This window comes from Ochrovirga pacifica, assembly GCF_000220525.1.
Lineage (GTDB): Bacteria > Bacteroidota > Bacteroidia > Flavobacteriales > Flavobacteriaceae > Ochrovirga > Ochrovirga pacifica.
In genome coordinates this window covers 1-19,381 of sequence record NZ_AFPK01000071.1, presented here as the reverse complement: position 1 = coordinate 19,381, position 19,381 = coordinate 1, and the positions used below count along the sequence as shown (strand labels likewise).

Annotated in this window: 18 protein-coding genes and 1 riboswitch; of the genes, 6 read left to right on the top strand and 12 right to left on the bottom strand. The window is 35.1% G+C overall.

Features of this window, described 5'->3' with window-relative positions:
• The first annotated feature begins 28 nt into the window (after positions 1-28).
• The 5 genes from FS85_RS15805 (at position 29) to FS85_RS0113615 (ending at position 7,145) form a co-directional block, all read left to right on the top strand.
• Complete coding sequence (locus FS85_RS15805; protein ID WP_050809660.1) at positions 29-1,282, top strand: hypothetical protein; 1,254 nt, start codon at positions 29-31, stop codon at positions 1,280-1,282.
• Between the two features lie 214 nt (positions 1,283-1,496).
• On the top strand, positions 1,497-1,763 hold the full coding sequence (locus FS85_RS0113630) for a hypothetical protein (protein WP_029489495.1): 267 nt from the start codon (positions 1,497-1,499) through the stop codon (positions 1,761-1,763).
• A 76-nt stretch (positions 1,764-1,839) separates the two neighbouring features.
• On the top strand, positions 1,840-3,237 hold the full coding sequence (locus FS85_RS0113625; protein WP_010136913.1) for an amidase: 1,398 nt from the start codon (positions 1,840-1,842) through the stop codon (positions 3,235-3,237).
• On the top strand, positions 3,237-6,578 hold the full coding sequence (gatB/aspS, locus tag FS85_RS0113620; protein ID WP_010136912.1) for a bifunctional amidotransferase subunit GatB/aspartate--tRNA ligase AspS: 3,342 nt from the start codon (positions 3,237-3,239) through the stop codon (positions 6,576-6,578). The genes FS85_RS0113625 and gatB/aspS overlap by 1 nt, the downstream gene beginning before the upstream one ends.
• 78 nt (positions 6,579-6,656) lie before the next feature.
• Positions 6,657-7,145 (top strand): hypothetical protein, encoded by a 489-nt coding sequence (locus FS85_RS0113615; protein WP_010136911.1) that lies wholly within the window; start codon positions 6,657-6,659, stop codon positions 7,143-7,145.
• A gap of 9 nt (positions 7,146-7,154) precedes the next feature.
• Here FS85_RS0113615 and moeB read toward each other — a convergent pair whose 3' ends face one another.
• The 12 genes from moeB to rlmN form a co-directional block, all read right to left on the bottom strand.
• Positions 7,155-8,198, bottom strand: a complete 1,044-nt coding sequence (moeB, locus tag FS85_RS0113610; protein ID WP_010136910.1) for a molybdopterin-synthase adenylyltransferase MoeB — start codon at positions 8,196-8,198, stop codon at positions 7,155-7,157.
• Between the two features lie 72 nt (positions 8,199-8,270).
• The gene (gene thiH / locus FS85_RS0113605; RefSeq protein WP_010136908.1) at positions 8,271-9,383 is read right to left on the bottom strand and encodes a 2-iminoacetate synthase ThiH; all 1,113 of its coding nucleotides are present in this window, start codon (positions 9,381-9,383) and stop codon (positions 8,271-8,273) included.
• A 144-nt stretch (positions 9,384-9,527) separates the two neighbouring features.
• Entirely contained in the window at positions 9,528-10,295 is a 768-nt protein-coding gene (locus FS85_RS0113600; RefSeq protein ID WP_010136907.1) for a thiazole synthase, read from the bottom strand.
• Between the two features lie 97 nt (positions 10,296-10,392).
• Positions 10,393-10,800, bottom strand: a complete 408-nt coding sequence (locus tag FS85_RS0113595; protein ID WP_010136905.1) for a DUF1801 domain-containing protein — start codon at positions 10,798-10,800, stop codon at positions 10,393-10,395.
• A gap of 11 nt (positions 10,801-10,811) precedes the next feature.
• Positions 10,812-11,453 (bottom strand): thiamine phosphate synthase, encoded by a 642-nt coding sequence (gene thiE, locus FS85_RS0113590; protein ID WP_010136904.1) that lies wholly within the window; start codon positions 11,451-11,453, stop codon positions 10,812-10,814.
• A gap of 24 nt (positions 11,454-11,477) precedes the next feature.
• Positions 11,478-11,846, bottom strand: coding sequence for a four helix bundle protein (locus FS85_RS0113585; RefSeq protein WP_010136903.1), 369 nt, complete (start codon positions 11,844-11,846; stop codon positions 11,478-11,480).
• A gap of 2 nt (positions 11,847-11,848) precedes the next feature.
• The gene (locus tag FS85_RS0113580) at positions 11,849-12,646 is read right to left on the bottom strand and encodes a hydroxymethylpyrimidine/phosphomethylpyrimidine kinase (RefSeq protein WP_050809661.1); all 798 of its coding nucleotides are present in this window, start codon (positions 12,644-12,646) and stop codon (positions 11,849-11,851) included.
• Positions 12,647-12,662: 16 nt separating this feature from the next.
• Positions 12,663-13,022 (bottom strand): four helix bundle protein, encoded by a 360-nt coding sequence (locus FS85_RS0113575; protein WP_010136901.1) that lies wholly within the window; start codon positions 13,020-13,022, stop codon positions 12,663-12,665.
• A gap of 13 nt (positions 13,023-13,035) precedes the next feature.
• The gene (locus FS85_RS0113570) at positions 13,036-13,647 is read right to left on the bottom strand and encodes a thiamine phosphate synthase (RefSeq protein ID WP_010136900.1); all 612 of its coding nucleotides are present in this window, start codon (positions 13,645-13,647) and stop codon (positions 13,036-13,038) included.
• 90 nt (positions 13,648-13,737) lie between these two features.
• Positions 13,738-15,600 carry a phosphomethylpyrimidine synthase ThiC gene (thiC, locus tag FS85_RS0113565; RefSeq protein WP_010136899.1) on the bottom strand — a complete coding sequence of 621 codons (1,863 nt, stop codon included), beginning with the start codon at positions 15,598-15,600 and terminating at the stop codon, positions 13,738-13,740.
• Between the two features lie 108 nt (positions 15,601-15,708).
• On the bottom strand, positions 15,709-15,912 hold the full coding sequence (gene thiS / locus FS85_RS0113560; protein WP_010136898.1) for a sulfur carrier protein ThiS: 204 nt from the start codon (positions 15,910-15,912) through the stop codon (positions 15,709-15,711).
• A 127-nt stretch (positions 15,913-16,039) separates the two neighbouring features.
• A riboswitch (TPP riboswitch) is annotated at positions 16,040-16,179 on the bottom strand.
• A 96-nt stretch (positions 16,180-16,275) separates the two neighbouring features.
• The gene (gene rlmN / locus FS85_RS0113555) at positions 16,276-17,310 is read right to left on the bottom strand and encodes a 23S rRNA (adenine(2503)-C(2))-methyltransferase RlmN (protein WP_010136897.1); all 1,035 of its coding nucleotides are present in this window, start codon (positions 17,308-17,310) and stop codon (positions 16,276-16,278) included.
• A 284-nt stretch (positions 17,311-17,594) separates the two neighbouring features.
• Between rlmN and FS85_RS16770 the strand changes: the two genes are divergently transcribed.
• On the top strand, positions 17,595-19,381 hold a 1,787-nt coding region (locus FS85_RS16770; protein WP_010136896.1), incomplete at its 3' end, for a collagen-binding domain-containing protein.

Here is a 19,381-nt window from a genome sequence, read left to right as displayed (position 1 = left end):
TGATTGAAAGTGTAGAGCAATTCGTAAAATGAAAAGAAAAATAATGATGAGGTACAGAATTTTAACAATCGTTTTATTGTCTGTTATAGGGTTGCAGGCACAAGATAAACCAAAAGTAAAATGGAATATCACAACTCAGTTTTGGGCAAGATATTCGGAGTTGAATGAGGGAACTACCATCAATGGAGAGGAAACAAATTATTATACAGATGTTTCTATTCGTAGACTAAGAATTCCGGTAACATCTCAGATTACAGATAAAATATATGGGTACGCCTTGTTTGGTGGGAATAATTTTAATCACAAGTCTAAAAACTTTCCATTGCAAGTGTTGGATTTATACTTTGAATATGCATTTAGCAAAAAGTTTGAAGTAGGTATGGGGAAATCTGGTTGGCAGGGGTTGGACAGATGGAATGTGCGTTCCTCCAAATCGCTAATGGGGTTAGATTCTCCATTGTTTTCACTTTCTACGGTAAACAAAGACGATGATTTGGGAAGAAATTTAAGTGTATGGTTCAAAGGGCAAGTAGCTAAATTCGATTACCGTTTAGTAATTTCTAATCCTATTTCGGTAGACAAAGCTCCAAGCACAGGAAAAGTAGACTTTGCTAACAATCGACCTAGAAAACGTTATTCTACCTATGTTAAATATCAGTTTTTTGAAGAAGAATCAAATAAGTCTGCTTATCAAACAGGAACATATATTAATAAAAAGAAGGTGTGGAATATTGGAGTAGGAGGACAGTATCAACAAAAAGCCTTTGCCGATGGAGATGCTTTAGCTCCTGACACCCATTTGTACGATATGAAAAACTGGGCTATAGATTCTTTTCTAAGTTGGCCTTTGGCTAATGAGCAAGGAATTACTGCTTACCTAGGGTATTACCAATTAGATATGGGGCAAAATTATGTCCGCAATGTAGATGCTAACGGATCTATGTTTGATAGTAGTTCTGGAACTTCTTTTAATGGTGATGGAAATGGATATCCGATGATGGGGACAGGGGCAACTTGGTATTTACAATTTGGATACGCTTTTCCTATTCATAAAAAAGCTATTGTGCAACCTAATGTTGCGATTCAACATTCCGATTACGATGCCTTAGCAGGTATGATGTCTGTATACGATTTTACGGTAAACTTTTTTCTAAACGGAATGGGGCATGGAAATAAAATTAGTTTGGGTTATCAGTATCGTCCTATTTTTGATACCATCACTTTAAAAGAAAAAGAGCGTAAAGGGATGGCGGTTATACAATATCAAATTACCATACATTAAGGTTAGGTTAAAAGCAAAAGATATCTTTTGAATCTTTGTTTTTAGTAAAAAATATAGTTGTTTTTTTTATTAGTTGTTCGTGAAAACAGCCAGGTTTCAATAAGAGATTTGGCTGTTTTCTTATTTAAAACAACTCGTTTCAATAAACCTTTTAACTCCACTAAAACTTTTGTAATTTCGCACACTTGAAGTCTGAACCTAAATATTTAAAGGAATGAGTAAAATAATGCCTATAGACATCTTGTCTAGCATCAAAGGAGCTAAGTCTTCTGAGGCGGTGGATAAGTTGTTTGATGTAATTAAAAAAGCTGAAATCAATCAAAATTCATCAAATCAAAATGCAAAGAATGCCGTGTCTATAGACAGTTTACGTGCAGATGTTGTGGAACATAGTTCAGAGATTACCAAACAAATCATTAAAGAGAATTTTCCAAAAGAAAAGGACGGATATTTAGTGGTTTCTAAAGTTATAGAGGGGTAAAACGTAAAAAGACAAAATGTAAAAGGAACTTACTTTACATCTTTTTACTAAAATCTTTTTATCCAAAACGAATACAATGAGTTTGATAAAAAAAATACATCAAGATTTAGTTGCTAAAAAATACACTTGTACCGCTTTGGTTCAAGAAAAATTAGCGTTACTAAAAGAGAATAAATATAATTCTGTAAACACTGTTTTAGAAGATTTGGCTTTGGAAGCTGCTGCAAAAGTAGATGCTAAAATTGCCAATGGAGAAGAAATAGGTTTGTTAGAGGGAATTCCGTTTGGAATTAAAGATGTATACATGGTGCAAGGAACCTATACATCTGCAAGTTCCGATTTGTTAAAACAATACAAGTCTGCATATACGGCAACTGCTATTCAAAAATTGTTAGATGCTGGAGCCATTCCTATGGCCAAAGAAAATTGTGACAGTTTTGGTCACGGTTCTTCTTCTGAAAATACCGTTTTTGGAAGTGTTAAAAATGCCATTGATACAAGTTTAGTAGCAGGAGGTTCTTCTGGAGGTTCTGCAGTAAATGTTGCTGCAGATTATACCGTGTTTTCTATTGGTGGAGATACAGGAGGTTCTATCCGTCAGCCAGCAGGATATAATAAAATTTATGGTTTAAAACCAACTTACGGTCGAGTGTCTCGTTATGGGTTAATGGCTTATGCATCGTCTACAGACACCGTTGGACCTTTGGCTAAGTCTATAGAAGATGTTGCGATTGTGATGAATGTGATGAGTGGGAAAGATCCAAAAGATCAAACAACCATTGCATCAGAAGAGATCAATGCTGAGGTAATTGAATCAAAACCAGCAGGAATTAAAATTGGATATTTTAAGAACTTTATTGAGAATGATGCCATCGACCCAAAAGTAAAAGCAGACTTTTTAGCAACGATTGAAAAAATAAAAGCATCAGGGTACGAAGTTCAAGAATTGGACTTTTTTAATGCAGATACTTTAGTTTCTACCTACTATACCTTAGCGATGGCAGAAACAGCATCGAACTTATCTCGTTTGGATGGAACCAATTATGGAGATAGAATAGAAGGAAAAAATTTGAAGGATACCTACATGATTACGCGTTCAGAAAAATTTACCGAAGAAACCCAACGTAGAATTGTAGGAGGAAATCAAGTATTGTCTCAAGGGTTTTCTGATGCGATTTACTTAAAAGGTCAGGAATTAAGAAAAGAAATAGAAGCTGCTTTTGAAGCTGATTTTAATAAAGTTGATATTATTTTATCACCTGTAACACCAGGACCAGTTCCAAAAATTGGAGAAGTACTAAGCAACCCGCATGCCATGTATTTGTCAGATGCTTATACGGTAGGGTTCAGTTTAGGGCAATTACCAACTTTAACTTGTCCTTTTGGAACAGAAACAGGAATACAGGTTACAGGAGCCAAAAATAAAGAACAAACAATTTTACAGTTTGCTAACTTTTTAAACCAAGTGCAATAATGGAATTAGAAAGATTAAATTCTCTAATAGAAGAAAACGGAATAGAATTAGTAATTGGTTTAGAAACTCACGTTCGTTTAAACACAAAATCTAAGTTGTTTTGTGGATGTGCGAATGAGGAAAGCGAAGAAGCAAATGTAAATATTTGTCCGGTTTGTACAGGGCAAATGGGAGTGTTGCCAGCCATCAACAAAGAGGCTATAACCAAAGCTATTTATTTTGGAAAGGCCATCAATTCAACTTTTTCTAACGAAATTACGTCATGGGATCGTAAACATTACGAATACCCAGATAATCCAAAGAATATTCAGATAACCCAGTTTCACAATCCTATCATTCCAGATGGAGAGGTGGCTTGTTATAGAAACGATGGTTCTCAATTTTCTGTACAAATTGAGCAAGTGCATGTAGAAGAAGATGCTGCAAAATTGGTGCACGAGAAAACTATTTCTTTGGTTGATTTTAACAAAGCGGGAGTTCCGTTAATTGAAATTGTAACCAAACCTTGTATCAGAAATATAGAAGATGCCTCTACTTATGCTCAATATGTGCAACGTATTGTACAGAACTTAGGAGTTTCAGAAGCAAACTTAGAAAAAGGACAGTTCAAATCGGATGTTTCTGTATCGTTAAGGTTAAAAGGAACTGATGTGTTAAATCCTCGTACCGAAATTAAAAACTTAAACTCGTTTAAGTTTATGGTAGAGGCTTTAAAAGAAGAAATAGAAAAACAATTAAACTATTACATAGAGCACAAAGAGTTTAGACCAGATCAAACAACAGTTTTGTGGGATGAAGCTTTAAAGCAAACCAAAACCATGCGTAAGAAAGAATACGATGCTGATTATCGTTATATTTCTGAACCAGATTTGCCGTTTGTAGCTATTAAAGATGTAGTAGATAGTATAAAAGTAGACAACAGTATTTTACCACATGCGGTAGAAACTATTTTAATTGATGGAAAGGTAAAACCTCAAGATGCCAAGTTCTTTACTGCGGATGCTTTACGTTCTAGCACGGTAATGGCATTGATTGATGCTATTGGTGATGTAGCTTTTGTAGCCAAAACATTAACCAATAACATTAAAGCAGAGGATTACGATAAGATTGAGAATATAGATGATTTAATCTCTATTTTTAAATCTTTTAAAGATGGAAAAGTAACCAATGTATTGGTTCAAAAAGCAATTGAAGAATTGTTGACGAACCCTAAGTTTGATTACAAAAAATATTTTGCTGATAATACCATTTCTGAAGCACAAATTCAAGAAGCTGTAAATGCTGCTATTGCAGAAAACGAAGCGATTGCGAATGATATAAAAGGAGGAAACAAAGGAAAAGCAGGAGTTTTAGTTGGTAAAGTAATTGCAAAAATTGGTAAAGGAGCACCAGGGAATGTAATTCGTGAGATGATTATAGCTACGCTGAGTTCTAGTACTTCAGAAGTTAAGAATGAAGGAGTTAAAGAAGGGATTCAAGGAGCTAAGAACCAGGAACCAACAACCAACAACGAAAAAGAAGTATTACCAGAAATTCCTTTAGTAATAAAAGAAGATTACAGAACACATGTTGTTACAGATATTACCGAAGAAACGATTGATACTACTGTAGGTTTAGCAGGATGGGTAGCAAGTGTGCGAGATCATGGAGAATTAATTTTTATTGATTTGCGTGATGCCTCTTACGAAATTATTCAAGTTCGTTTAAGTAGAGAATCCTTCCCTAACTTAGATGAGTTGATGAAATTGAAACCAGAATCTGTTATTACTGTTACAGGAAAAATAGTACAACGTAGAGAAGATGATTACAATGCTGGATTAAGAACAGGGAAAATTGAATTAGAAGCTACGGATTTAGATATTTTAAACTTGTCTAGAACCTTACCTTTTGAAATTAAAAAAGCAACACGTTCTAACGAAGCCGTTCGTTTTGAATATAAGTTTTTAGATCACAGAAATCAAGATGTACGTAAAGCTATAGTTAATCGACATAAAGTGATTAAGTTGTTACGTGATATGTTGGATGAGGATGGTTTCTTAGAAGTAGAAACACCAATTTTAACAGCAGGTACAGACGAAGGAGCAAGAGAGTTTATTGTGCCTTCTCGTAAAGAACCAGGAGCGTTTTATACCTTACCACAAGCTCCACAACAGTTCAAGCAAATGTTGATGGTGGGGGGGGTTGATAAGTATTTCCAAATTGCACGTTGTTTCCGTGATGAAGATTCACGTGGAGACCGTCAGCCAGAGTTTACACAATTGGATATTGAGATGGCTTATGCTTCTATGCAAGACATCATCAACTTAAACACTGAAATGTTTAACACCATTGTAAAGAAAATTTATGGTAACAAGTGGCTTTTACGTCCTTTTGAAGTGATTACTTACAAAGAAGCAATGGATAAATATGGTTGTGATAGACCAGATTTACGTTTTGGTTTGCAAATGCAAGACATTACAGAAATTGTAAAAGGGACTACTTTCCAAGTATTTTCTAAACCTATTGATGAAGGAGGAATCGTTAAGTGTATTAAGGTTTCTGCTGAGGAGCAAGGAAGCAAACGTATGTCTAAAGGACAAATAGAAAAGTTAACTTCTATTGCACAACAACATGGTTTAGGTGGATTGGCTTACATTTTTGTGAATGAAAACGATTTACAATCGCCAATTATCAAGTTCTTAGGAGAAGAGATTGCTGAGAGTATCATTAAAGCTGCTGATGCGCAAGTAGGAGATGTTGTATTCTTCTCAGCTGCGGATTATGCTACTGCAAACAAAGCGTTAGATGCAGTTCGTCAAGAATTAGGAGCGATGTTAAAACTCATCAACCCTAAGGAATTAAGACCTGCGTGGGTAGTAGATTTCCCGATGTTTGAAAAAACTGACGAAGGACGTTGGACTTTTACACACAACCCATTTTCTATGCCAGCTATATATGATTTAGAAAAGCATATGAATGGTAAAGAAGAGGAAATAGGAACTATTATTGCCCAACAATACGATTTAATTTTAAATGGTTATGAAATTGGAGGAGGATCTGTTCGTGCTCACAAACCTGAAATCTTAGAAGCAACCTATAAAAATATGGGTTACAATAAAGAAGAAATGTTAAAAAGTGTTGGCACGATGTATGAAGCATTCCATTACGGAGCACCACCACACGGAGGTATTGCATGGGGAGTAGATAGATTGATGATGATTTTAGAAAAGAAAGCATCTATTAGAGAAGTAATGGCTTTCCCTAAAACAGGTTCGTCTGAAGATTTATTGTTTAAATCACCATCTAAATTGTCTACTAAAAAAGTAGAGGAGATGAATGTGAGAGTAATCGCTAAAAAATAAATAATAATATAAGAAAAGAGTACAATTACTCAATTGTAGGATAGCGTAATTGCAGCTAAGAATACATATATTTGCCATATGAAAAAGTTACTAGCAAAATTAGGAGTAAAAAGTTTCCTAAACTTTAATCAAAACGGAATAGAAGTCGTAAATACGGATTCTGAGAGGTTTTTTGTCGATTGGGATAAGATTGAAAAAGTCGTTTTTGTTGGTTACTTTGAGGAATATAGTGGTTATTTTCTAACCAATGATTACAAGTCTAAAGAGTTGTACAACGATATTTTTATTGATTGTGCGCAAAATCAAGTAAAGATAAGAACAGGAAGTACCCCTGTGGTAAAGAGAAATACCAGTGATTCCTTTACCACCAAACACGGAACTACTTGTATATATGATGCTGTTTTTGTAGAGTACAGAACAAAAGATGGCAAGCTAGATTTGTATGCACAACATTATAATAAAAATAAAGTTAAAGAAGTAAAAACGGAATTAGAAAAACACCTTGCAAACAAAGTTTATCAGTTTACACGATTGGATGGATTCAATCATATAAGCTCTGTAAAATAAGTAAAAGCATCACTTTTGTGATGCTTTTTTTATACCTCCTTTTAAAGATTGAATGTTTAAGTCTAAATCCTGAATGAGTTGTTTGCTCCTGTTTCCTGTTTGACAATACAGTACTATTTTTTTATCTGATTTTAGTAAAAGAGGGTTGTTGCGGAGTTTTTCTTCAGCAATATGTATGCCTCCAATATGGTCTATTTCTCTCTCTAAATCAGATCTAATATCTACCAGTTGATGATTTTCGGTAAGACTTTTAAATTCGATTTCATTTTCAAAGAATTCAAATCCACAAAAAACATTGTAGTCAATCAATTCTTTGATCTGAATGGTGTCGTTTTTAGCAAAAGACAACACATAACTCTGATTGTTTAAGGTGTTGATGGTTAGTAATTTTCCAGACAAAACATTTCCCAAATTGCAAATTATCTTTAAGACTTCATTGGCTTGGTAGCTACCTACAATTCCTGGCAACACTCCTAATACACCAATTTCTGAACAGTTGGGAACCGATCCTGATTTTGGTGGTTCTGGATACAAACAGCGATAGGTAGGCCCATCTTGATAGTTAAAAACGGACACTTGCCCTTCGAACTTAAAAATAGAACCGAACACTAAAGGTTTATTGGTCAATACTGCGGCATCGTTGCACAAATAGCGAGTCTGAAAATTATCAGAACCATCTATAATAATATCATATTGTTCAAAAATGGCTAAAGCATTTTTAGAGCTGATAAAAAACTCATGAACAACAAACTTCACATAGGGGTTTAGCTGCTTTAATCGCTTTGCCGCACTACGCGCTTTGGATTTTCCTATATCATCTACCCCGTACAAAATTTGACGTTGTAAATTGGTAACATCAACTTTGTCTCCGTCTACAATTCCAATAGTTCCTACACCAGCAGCCGTTAAATACTGTAATATAGGACAACCCAAACCACCAGCACCAATTACCAACACCTTAGCTGCTTTTATTTTTTCTTGTCCCTCTTTGCCAATTTCATTTAACAATAAATGTCGGCTGTATAATATTTTTTCGTTTTGATTTAATTTCATGGTATCAGGTATCAGGTATCAGGTATGAAGAACTATCCGTTGTGAAAAAGTCTTGATACTCAGTACTTAGTACTAATTAAACGTTTCCCAATCTTTCCACACGGGTTCTAATCCTTGACTTGTTAACATTTCTGCAATGCTTTCGGTAGGTCTTTCGTCGGATATTTCAAACTGTTCTAAGGTTTGCGGATCAACGACATAACCTCCTGGATTGGTTTTAGACTCTGCGCTTAATGAAGTAATTCCCAAATGCACAATGTTGTTTCTAAATGTTTCACTTTCTCTGGTACTCATAGAGAGTTCTACATCTTCATCTAACAAACGAAAAGCACAAATGGTCTGTACCAAATCTTTATCCGTCATTTCTACCTTAGGATCAAGTCCTCTACTATGGGGTCTCAGTCTAGGAAAAGAGATGGAATATTTTGTTTTCCAATAAGTTTTTTGCAAATATTTTAAGTGCAATGCTGTAAAAAAGCTATCTGCTCGCCAATCTTCCAAACCAAACAAAGCACCTAGACCAATTTTATGTACACCTGCTTTTCCCAAACGGTCTGGAGTTTCCAATCGATAATTAAAGTTTGATTTTTTTCCTTTGGGATGGTGTTTCTTGTACTCATCTCGATGATAGGTTTCTTGGTACACTAACACAGCATATAAATTGGCTTCAATCAAGCTTTCGTATTCATCCTGATCTAAGGGTTGGACTTCGATGGTAATGTTAGCAAATTGGTTTTTAATCAACTCCATTGCGTGCTTGATATAATCCACACCAACGGTTTTATTTGCTTCTCCTGTTACCAGTAAAATATGGTCATATCCTTTAGATTTGATAAAATCTACTTCTTTTAAAATTTCCGCATCGGTAAGAGTTCTGCGAGGAATTTTATTGGTCATGCTAAATCCGCAGTAAGTACAAATGTTCTGACACTCGTTAGATAAATACATGGGCACATACATTTGTATGGTATTTCCAAATCGTTTTTTTGTGATTTGTTGACTTAGCTGAGCCATTTGCTCTAAATATGGTGCAGCCGAAGGAGAAATTAAGGCCTTAAAATCTTCTAGATCTCTTTTTGATTTGTTTAGAGCATATTCTACATCTTGTGCTGTTTTTGCGTTGATGCTTGCTAAGGTTTCATCCCAATTATAAGTGTCGAATATATTTTGAAATGTTTTGTTCATGTTTTTAGAATTTGAGGAGTTAAGAATTTGAGGAGTTAAAGCTCGCAAACGAGCGGGAGTTAAGAAGAGAATGTTTGTGCCTTCTTAACTTCTGTTCCCAAAGGGAACTATAACTCCTTAAATTCTTAACTTCTATATACATTGCTACTGTAAAAAACTCGTTAACGGACTACTTGCCTCTGCATGTTGCTTAATGGTAGCTAATTTTGCATTATAAGCCATTCTACCAGCTTCTACAGCCATCTTAAAGGCTTTGGCCATCTCTACGGGGTTTTGTGAAACGGCAATGGCTGTATTTACCAACACAGCATCGGCTCCTAATTCCATTGCATAAGCTGCGTGTGATGGTGCTCCAATTCCAGCATCCACAATCACGGGGATGTTGCTTTGCTCAATAATGATCTCCAAGAAATCCATGGTTTTTAATCCTTTATTGGTTCCAATAGGTGCTCCTAAAGGCATCACGCATTGTGTTCCTACTTCTTCAAGTCTTTTACATAAAACTGGATCCGCGTGGATGTATGGCATCACCACAAAACCAAGTTTCACCAGCTCTTCGGCAGCTTTTAATGTCTCAATAGGATCTGGTAATAAATATTTTGGGTCTGGATGAATTTCTAATTTGATCCAATTCGTTTCCAAAGCTTCTCTAGCTAATTGAGCTGCAAACACAGCTTCCTTAGCATCTCTTACCCCTGAGGTATTAGGTAACAGGTTTACATGAGATTGATTGATGCTTTGTAACATCTTATCCTGTTCGTTGTCAACATCAACACGTTTTAACGCTACGGTTACCAATTCGCTTTCCGATGCTAAAATGGCTTGTGCCATCAAATCATTAGAACTGAATTTTCCTGTTCCTGTAAATAATCTAGAGTTGAACTCTTTATCTGCTATTTTTAGTGTGCCCATATTTTATTGAGTGGTTAGGGAGTTAAGAATTCTAGGAGTTAAGGAGTTTGGATGTGTTAGAATCCTTAACTCCTGCTCGTTTACGAGCCATACTACTTTACTTCTTAACTTTTAAAATTGTTCTTTGTATAATCTCTTTTAAAACGTCTGTATCCACATCTGCTAATTTGTTGATGTATAAACATCCTACACCAGTTTTATGTTTTCCTAATTTATCTAATAAGTCTTGACTTTGTTTGATGTCACAGCCCATTAAATACATAGAAATATTGGCTTTTCTAGGAGAGAATCCACAGATGAACCAATTGTCTTCACAACCTGATTTTGTTCTATATCTATATTGACCAAATCCAACAATACTCTCTCCCCACATTACAGGTTTTTCACCTGTCAAAGATTCCATCATGGCTAAAATCTCAAAAGAATCCTTCCTCTTTTGTTCTTTTTCAACGTTGTTTAAAAAATCAACAACGCTAGCTTGTGTAGGTTGGGTCTTGTTGGCCATTTTTCTTGGTTTTAGTCAAATTTATAATGTTGCTCTTGTGAGCTTCCTGTTTTTAATAGTTGATGAATCTGATTGATTTTATTAAAATCTCTAGTGATTTCACCAGAAATAGCAATTCCATGAATTCCAGTCGTCAATAATTCAGGTATATCTTCTAAAGTAATCCCCCCAATAGCGATGATTGGAGTATTATTTTTTAACTCTTCTAAAATGGTCAAATAACCTTCTTTTCCCAATACAGGACTTAAATTGTCTTTGGTATTGGTAAATCTAAAAGGCCCTAAACCGATATAATCTACCTTTTCTTCAATTCTTTGTTGACAGTTTTGAAGTGTATTTGCAGTTCCGCCAATGATTTGCCATGAGTACAATTCTTTTCTAGCGATGATTGGATTTGTATCTGTCAAACCTAAATGAATACCATCTGCTTTGATGGCTTTACCAATCTTATAATGATCGTTAATAATCAGTCTTGTTTGGTAATGGTTGGTGATTTCTCTGGCTTCTTCTGCTGCTTTTAAAATCTTTTTGTCTGATAAGTTCTTCAAACGCAATTGTACCAACTCAGCTCCAGATTGACATGCTTGCTGTATGTTCTCTAGATGCTCTTTTGGATTTGCTCCTTGTGATATGTAGTGTAGTTTGTTGATCATTGTTATGGATAGGTGGTTCAGTAGTTAAGAATTTAAGGAGTTAAGAATGCTCTTGCAGTATCCGTTTAAAAGTTTACTGACTTCCTCAATTAGTTTTATTTGTTGTGTATTTGAATTCATATAGTTTAGATCGTTAGAAAGAATTAGGGAATATCTACATTCTTCCAATGATGCTTGTGCTATATTATAAAAACGTAATTTCTCTTTATTGCTAGTTCTTTTATAACCTTCAGAAATATTTGCAGTGATTGAAATAGCTGCTCTCCTAAACTGAGAAGTTAAACCATATATTTCTTCTTTTGGAAATTGTTTCGTTAACTTGTATACCTCAAGAACAAATTCATGTCCCTTTTGCCAAACAATTAAATCTTGAAATGTGTTTGTCTTTTCCATAGCTATAAATTTTTATCAAATTCTGATTCCTTAACTCCTACATTCTGAATTCCTTTGTGTGTTCCTAATAACGATTCATTAGAATTCAAAAATTCTTCAGTGTAAAGTTTAGCTTCTCGGCATGCATCCTCTAATTCCATTTCTAAAGCAATATTACAAGCTAAGGATGATGATAACACACAACCGCTCCCATGCTTATCAAAAACTTTATCCGCATTTGGAAGAATATTGACCATTACAATTCCGCTATGGTACAATTCATCCGTTCCCTTTTTATCTGTTCTGTGTCCGCCTTTTAAATAAATATTGGTTTTACCAGCAATGTGTTCAATGGTATCTTCAATATCTTTTTCGGGGTATAAAAGCTGAATCTCATCGTAATTAGGAGTGATAAGAAAACATTTTTCCCATATTTTATCTAATAAATCTTGGTTTTCGGTTGAATGAAAATCAAAACCTGCTGTTGCTTTGATAATTGGGTCTAAAATGATTTTTATATCTGAATTTAAACGGTGCAATAGTGATAAAATATCAAGCAATGCTTGCCAGGATTTGATGATGCCAATTTTGACGACAGAAATTTCAAAACGGTCGAACAAGGTTTCTACTTGAGCTATAATCAAATCTTTTTCAACCCAAATACATTCTTTAAAATCAATATCGTTCTGAACAGTAACAGCAGTGCAAACTGAAAGTCCATACAAACCATGTGCTTCAAACGTTTTGATATCTGAAGTGAGTCCAGCACCACCAGACGGGTCATGTCCTGCGATAGTCAGTATACAATTAGCAGTTGGCAATGTGCAATTATCAATCTTATCTATCTCCATTTTCTTTTGATTTTTTGATAATTGTGAATAGTATTTTCAAAATTTGTTCAAGTTCATCAAATAACTTTTCAAATTCTTCATTTTCAATATACCCTGTGTCTTTAAGGATTCTTAACCAGTATTTTGTTTCTCTGGCTTCTTTGTATGCTATGTTTAATTTATAGATGAAATCTTTTTTTGAAAATCCACCTATTGCTTCTTCTGTATTAGCTCCAATGGAAGTTCCCGAACGTAATATTTGTTTTGATAAAACGTACTCTTTTCTCTCATCAACTAAATATTGTGAGAGTTTTACAGCTTGAACTGCAAATTGATACGTCTTATTTAAAATTATATTGTCGGACACGTTATTTGAATTGTTAATTGTTCTCTGTTAATTGTGCATTGAAAAATGCTTGCATTTTAACAAAATCTTCAATAGGCGATTTGCTTTTCCAAATACCTCCCAAAACTCCAACTCCTTTGAAACCTAATTTGTCAAATTCAGATAAATTGTCGGTTGTTACTCCTCCCATTCCTATAATCAGTTTGTTGATATGATTTACATCAAAACCTCGACCTTCATATCCTTGTTTGGAAATAGATGAAAATACCGGGCTCAGCAAATGGTAATCGAATTCAAAATCACATTGTTCTACTTCTTCAGGTTCGTGAAAAGAGCTACTGATAGTTTTGCCATACATATTATTAAATTTTACAAAATAATCGCTTGGTGTATTTAAACAGTCTCTACGTTTTTGTTCCTGAAAATGAATTCCTTTTAAATCAAATTCATTTATCAATTCATGAAAATAATGCGTTACGATTCTATTGTGATATTTTGCATCGATTTGATGTAGATATGCACAATGTTCCTTGTAATTCTTATTCGGTTTTCGCAAATGAAAAAACTGCAATCCTTCTTGAAATAACTGGTTGAGTATTTCAAGTTCGTTAGGAATGTCTGTTTCGGGTGCGATTAAAACAATCATTTTTACAATTAGTAGTTAACAATGAACAATTGTCAATTAGCAATGCACACCAATAAAATTGTTAATTGTACATTGCTAATTGTATATTGATTAAAGGTAAATCTCAGATCCTTTTTCTTTAAACTCTTCTGACTTTTCGTTCATTCCTTTTTGGAAAATCTCATTATTTTCGTCAATCTCGTTTTCAGCAGCAAAGTCACGAACCTCTTGAGAAATTTTCATAGAACAGAATTTAGGTCCACACATAGAACAGAAATGTGCAATTTTAGCTCCTTCAGCAGGTAACGTTTCATCGTGGAATTCACGTGCTTTTTCTGGATCTAATCCTAAGTTGAACTGATCTTCCCAACGGAATTCGAAACGAGCTTTACTCAATGCATTGTCTCTGTGTTGTGCTCCTGGGTGTCCTTTGGCTAAATCGGCAGCATGTGCGGCTAATTTATAAGTCACAACCCCTTCGCGAACGTCTTCACGATTTGGTAATCCTAAGTGTTCTTTTGGAGTTACGTAACACAATACAGCACATCCGTACCAAGCAATCATAGCCGCTCCAATTCCAGATGTAATGTGATCATATCCTGGTGCAATATCAGTTGTTAAAGGTCCTAAGGTGTAGAAAGGAGCTTCGTCACAAGCTTCTAGTTGCTTGTCCATGTTTTCTTTGATCATATGCATTGGCACGTGTCCTGGCCCTTCGATGAAACACTGAACTTCGTGCTTACGAGCTAATTTTGTCAACTCTCCTAAGGTTTCTAATTCAGCGAATTGAGCCTCATCATTAGCATCTGCAATAGATCCTGGTCGTAAACCATCTCCTAAAGAGAAAGCAACATCGTATTTCTTTAAGATTTCACAAATCTCCTCGAAGTGTGTGTATAAGAAGTTTTCTTTGTGGTGAGCCAAACACCATTTTGCCATGATAGATCCTCCACGAGATACAATTCCCGTTACACGTTTAGCAGTCATTGGAACGTAACGTAACAAGACTCCTGCATGGATAGTAAAGTAATCTACTCCTTGTTCAGCTTGTTCGATTAAAGTATCCTTAAAGATTTCCCAAGTTAAGTCCTCTGCAACTCCGTTTACTTTTTCTAAAGCTTGGTAAATAGGTACAGTTCCAATCGGTACTGGAGAGTTACGGATGATCCACTCACGAGTTTCGTGAATGTTTTTACCTGTAGATAAATCCATAATGGTATCTGCTCCCCAACGACAAGACCATACTGCCTTTTCTACTTCTTCTTCGATAGATGAAGTTGTTGCAGAGTTGCCAATGTTTGCGTTGATTTTTACCAAGAAGTTACGTCCTAAAATCATTGGTTCAGACTCTGGGTGGTTGATGTTGTTTGGAATTACCGCACGACCTCTAGCTACTTCTGAACGTACAAATTCTGGTGTGATTTTCTTTGGAATAGAAGCTCCAAAATCTTCACCTGGGTGTTGCTTTGCCAATTCGGTCATTTCATCAATCTTTTGATTCTCACGAATGGCGATGTATTCCATCTCAGGAGTAATGATTCCTTTTTTAGCATAATGTAACTGTGTTACGTTTTGTCCTTCTTTGGCTCTTAATGGCTTTTTTAAGTGAGAAAAACGCATGTGGTCTAAACTTGTATCGTTTAAACGCTCGTTACAGTATTCAGAAGTAAAAGCATTTAATTGCTCTACATCACCTCTGTCTAAAATCCACTGCTCACGAATTCTTTCGATTCCGTTGTGTACGTTGATTTCTTTTTCAGGATCTGTATAAGGTCCAGAAGTGTCATAAACCGTAACAGGTTCGTTAGGTGTAACTTTTCCTGTCATTGAATCTTTCGTATCGCTTAACGTGATTTCACGCATGGCTACTTTGATTTCTGGGTGAATTTCACCTTGTACATAAATCTTTTTTGAATTCGGAAATGGCTTTCTCGTAATCAGTTGCTCTGTTGGTGCAGTGTCTTGTTTTTTCATTTCTTTTGAAAGTATTTAGTACTTAGTACAGAGTACTGAGTACATTGGTGTTCGTATTTTTATTTTTATGAGAGTTTCTCAGTACTTTGTACTAACTGCTTTGTACTATTATCCTCCTTGTGTAGCTTGTATAATCAAAATATCATCTCCATCAGAAATTTCTTTGGTTTCCCAATCTGTTTTAGTGATGATTTGTTGATTGATGGCTACAGCAATTCCATTTTCAGGCTGATTTAATTCGGATAGCAAATTGGCCACAGAACTATTTTCTGAAATTTCTTTGGATTGATTGTTTATTTTAATTGTTATCACTGTTGAATGATTAAAAGATTCAATAATTTAAACATTTATGTTGATAACCTTTGCAAGAGAAACTTGCTTGAATTTTGAACTATGTAATACGCTCAGTTTTTGCGTTACAGTTGTCATAAAAGAAAAGGTCTGCGACCTTGCTTTTTCCTACGTAAGTGCTAACTTATTCAGGTTCAAAGGGTAATTCTCAGTCGGTTATTATTCAAGATTTTTCAATCTTTAAGTATTGAATCTTTAAATTCAAAATCGACACCCCTAAAGCTTATCGAATGCTAAGTTATAAAAAAAATGTTAAGTCTGTGATTTTAGGAGGTTTTAGTTCTGTTTAGAACTGATTGAAATAGTTTATGAAAACTATAATGTTTAGCTTTTATTCGCCAATTGCCCACAAGCAGCATCAATATCTTTTCCGCGAGAACGGCGAACGTTAACCACAATTCCATTTTTTTCAAGAGTATGCATATAAGCATCGGTAGCTTTGGAACTGGCTTGTTGGTATTCGCCATCGTCAATAGGGTTGTATTCAATTAAGTTGACTTTACATGGAATGTAAGAACAGAATTTAACCAATGCATTGATGTCTTCTTGCTTGTCATTGATGTCTTTCCAAATAACATATTCGTAAGTAACCCTGCTGTTGGTTTTGTTGTACCAGTATTCTAAAGATTCGCGTAAATCTGTCAGTGGGAAATTTTTAGAAAAAGGCATAATTTTGTTTCGAGTCTCCTCTATAGCTGAGTGTAAAGAAACAGCTAAGTTGAATTTTACTTCGTCATCTGCTAATTTCTTAATCATCTTCGGAAGCCCAGAAGTAGAGACTGTAATTCTTTTTGGAGACATTCCTAAACCTTCTTCGCTAGTAATTTTTTCAATGGATTTGATAACGTTATTGTAATTCATCAAAGGTTCTCCCATACCCATGTATACAATATTGGAAAGCTTGTGGTTGTAGTACAATAAACTTTCTTGGTTGATGGCAGAAACCTGATCGAAAATTTCATCAGCATTAAGGTTACGCATGCGCTTTAATCTAGCAGTTGCACAAAACTCGCAGTCCAAACTACAACCTACTTGACTAGATACACAAGCGGTGGTTCTAGATTCGGTTGGAATTAATACAGATTCTACAATCAAACCATCGTGAAGTTTTACTGCGTTTTTAACGGTACCATCGCTACTACGTTGCATGTTGTCTACCTCAATATGATTAATCACAAAATTCTCTTCCAGAATTTCTCTTGTTTTTTTAGAAATGTTGGTCATGTCTTCAAACTTGTGAGCGGATTTAGACCACAGCCATTCGTAAACTTGATTCCCTCTAAAAGCTTTGTCTCCTTGCGAAACAAAAAAATCGCGTAGTTGGTCTTTGGTAAGCGCTCTAATATCTTTTTTGGACATGGGTTTGGTTCTGTGTATTGTGTGCAAAGTTATCAAAAATTACCATTCATCTAAAGATTGATGCGTTTCGTCTAAAAACAAAAAAGACAAAAACGGCTTATAGTTACCTTTGTGTAGATTTAAGTAGATCTGTTTGTTGATTTGTGTCAACTTTTAAATAAACATCTGTTTAGATATGTCAATAAAATGAGTATTAAAAGCTTTGTTTTTAAACTAATGTTATGCTAAGTGCTATATTTGCAAGCTCGAACTATTAGGTAGAAACAAACTAAACTAGTTTTACTATGAACAAAATTACTAAAGTATTAATGCTTTTATGGATAGGAATGGGAACCTGTCTATTAAACGCACAGCAAATCAACCCAACAGAACCTGCTTTGGGTTTTGATTTGGTTGTAAAAAAAGACGCAAAGTTAAATGGAGGGCATTCCGAGGGGTCGGGTGCCATTGGAGGTAATGTTACTTTTAATTCCAATTACAGCTTTGCACACAGAACAGGAAATGGTTTTGTCGATTCTGGAAACGGAGAATCTACAGAGGTAGGTTTGTATGTAGACGGAAAAATTATTTTTGGAAACGTTGGAGGAGATATCAACATCAACAGCAATACGTTTTTAAAATTAGGAGACGATTCAGGAGTTTACATTCACGATGTAATGCCCAACAATCCTTCTCAAAGAATCAATACAAGAGTGAACAAAAGTGCTACTAGTATTGATCAAAATCCAAAAATTATCTTAAATGTAAAACAGTCTAAGTCTTCTGTTAACAGGAGTGATTTGTTAGATTTTGATGATGCATTTGATAAATTTGAGGAATATGCTAAGGAGATGAGCGAAATGTCAGCTACAACTTCTATCAATGTTGCCTACGGTACAGGTAAAATTACGCTTCAAAATGGAGTCAATGTCATCAATACCACAGGGAATGTGTTAAATAGTTTGAATGCATTGCAGTTTGAAAACGGAAAACCTTCTAGTAGCAAACCAGTCATCATTAACGTAGATGCTTCTGGTTCTTTTAGTACACAGATGTTTAATTTTAACGGAATTGGAGATCAAGAAGGGAAATATATTTTATTCAATTTTTACAACACTAGAGATTTAGAGTTTACCAGTAACGGACGTACTGTAAAAGGAACTGTTTTTGCTCCTAAAGCTCACTTTAATAAAAAATCTTCAGGGAATATAGATGGACAAGTAATTGTTGAATCTTTTGAAATGTCTAATGGAGAGTTACATGATTATCCTTTTGCGAACAACGTAATTAGTGAAAATAACAATGGAGGAAATGAGTCTTGTGAAACTGATTACAAAGAAAATGGTGGAGGTTTTTCTACTAGGGTAAATTCTGTTGTAGAAAATGTTGATGGTACTTATACAATACAAATTGAAGTTAAACATGACGGTTGCAGTGGTAGAGATTGTAAGGAGTTAAGTCACTTTTCGGTTGAGGTTAATGACGGAAATTCATTTTCAGACGTAAGTTGGCGTGTTGTGTCTGGAAATGCTAACGGTAATATAGCTCTGTCTCTAGGAAACAATGATAAAAGAAATGCTGGTTTTGAAGGAGGGTTTAAATTAGATAATGTAAGTGGTATTGGTAATGGCAAAGCAGGATCATTTACGATGACTTACACTATCGAGAATTTACAAGAACAATCTTTCTTGGCAAAAGCGGGGAACAATTATACTCAGATTGCAACTTTTTCTGTAGCTGACTTTACCTCTGTGCTAGATTGTGGTGATGTTGATCAAGATCAAGATAATGATGGTGTCAACGACGACGTAGATAACTGTCCTACAGTAGCGAACGCGGATCAAGCTGACTTAGACAACGATGGTCAAGGAGATGTTTGTGATAATGATGATGATGGTGATGGTGTGAATGACGATGTTGATAATTGTCCTACGGTGGCAAACCCTTCTCAGAATGACCTAGACAACGACGGACAAGGTGATGCATGTGATGAGGACGATGACAACGATGGTATCAACGATGACGTAGACAACTGTCCTACAGTAGCTAACGCAGATCAAGCTGACTTAGACAATGATGGTCAAGGAGATGC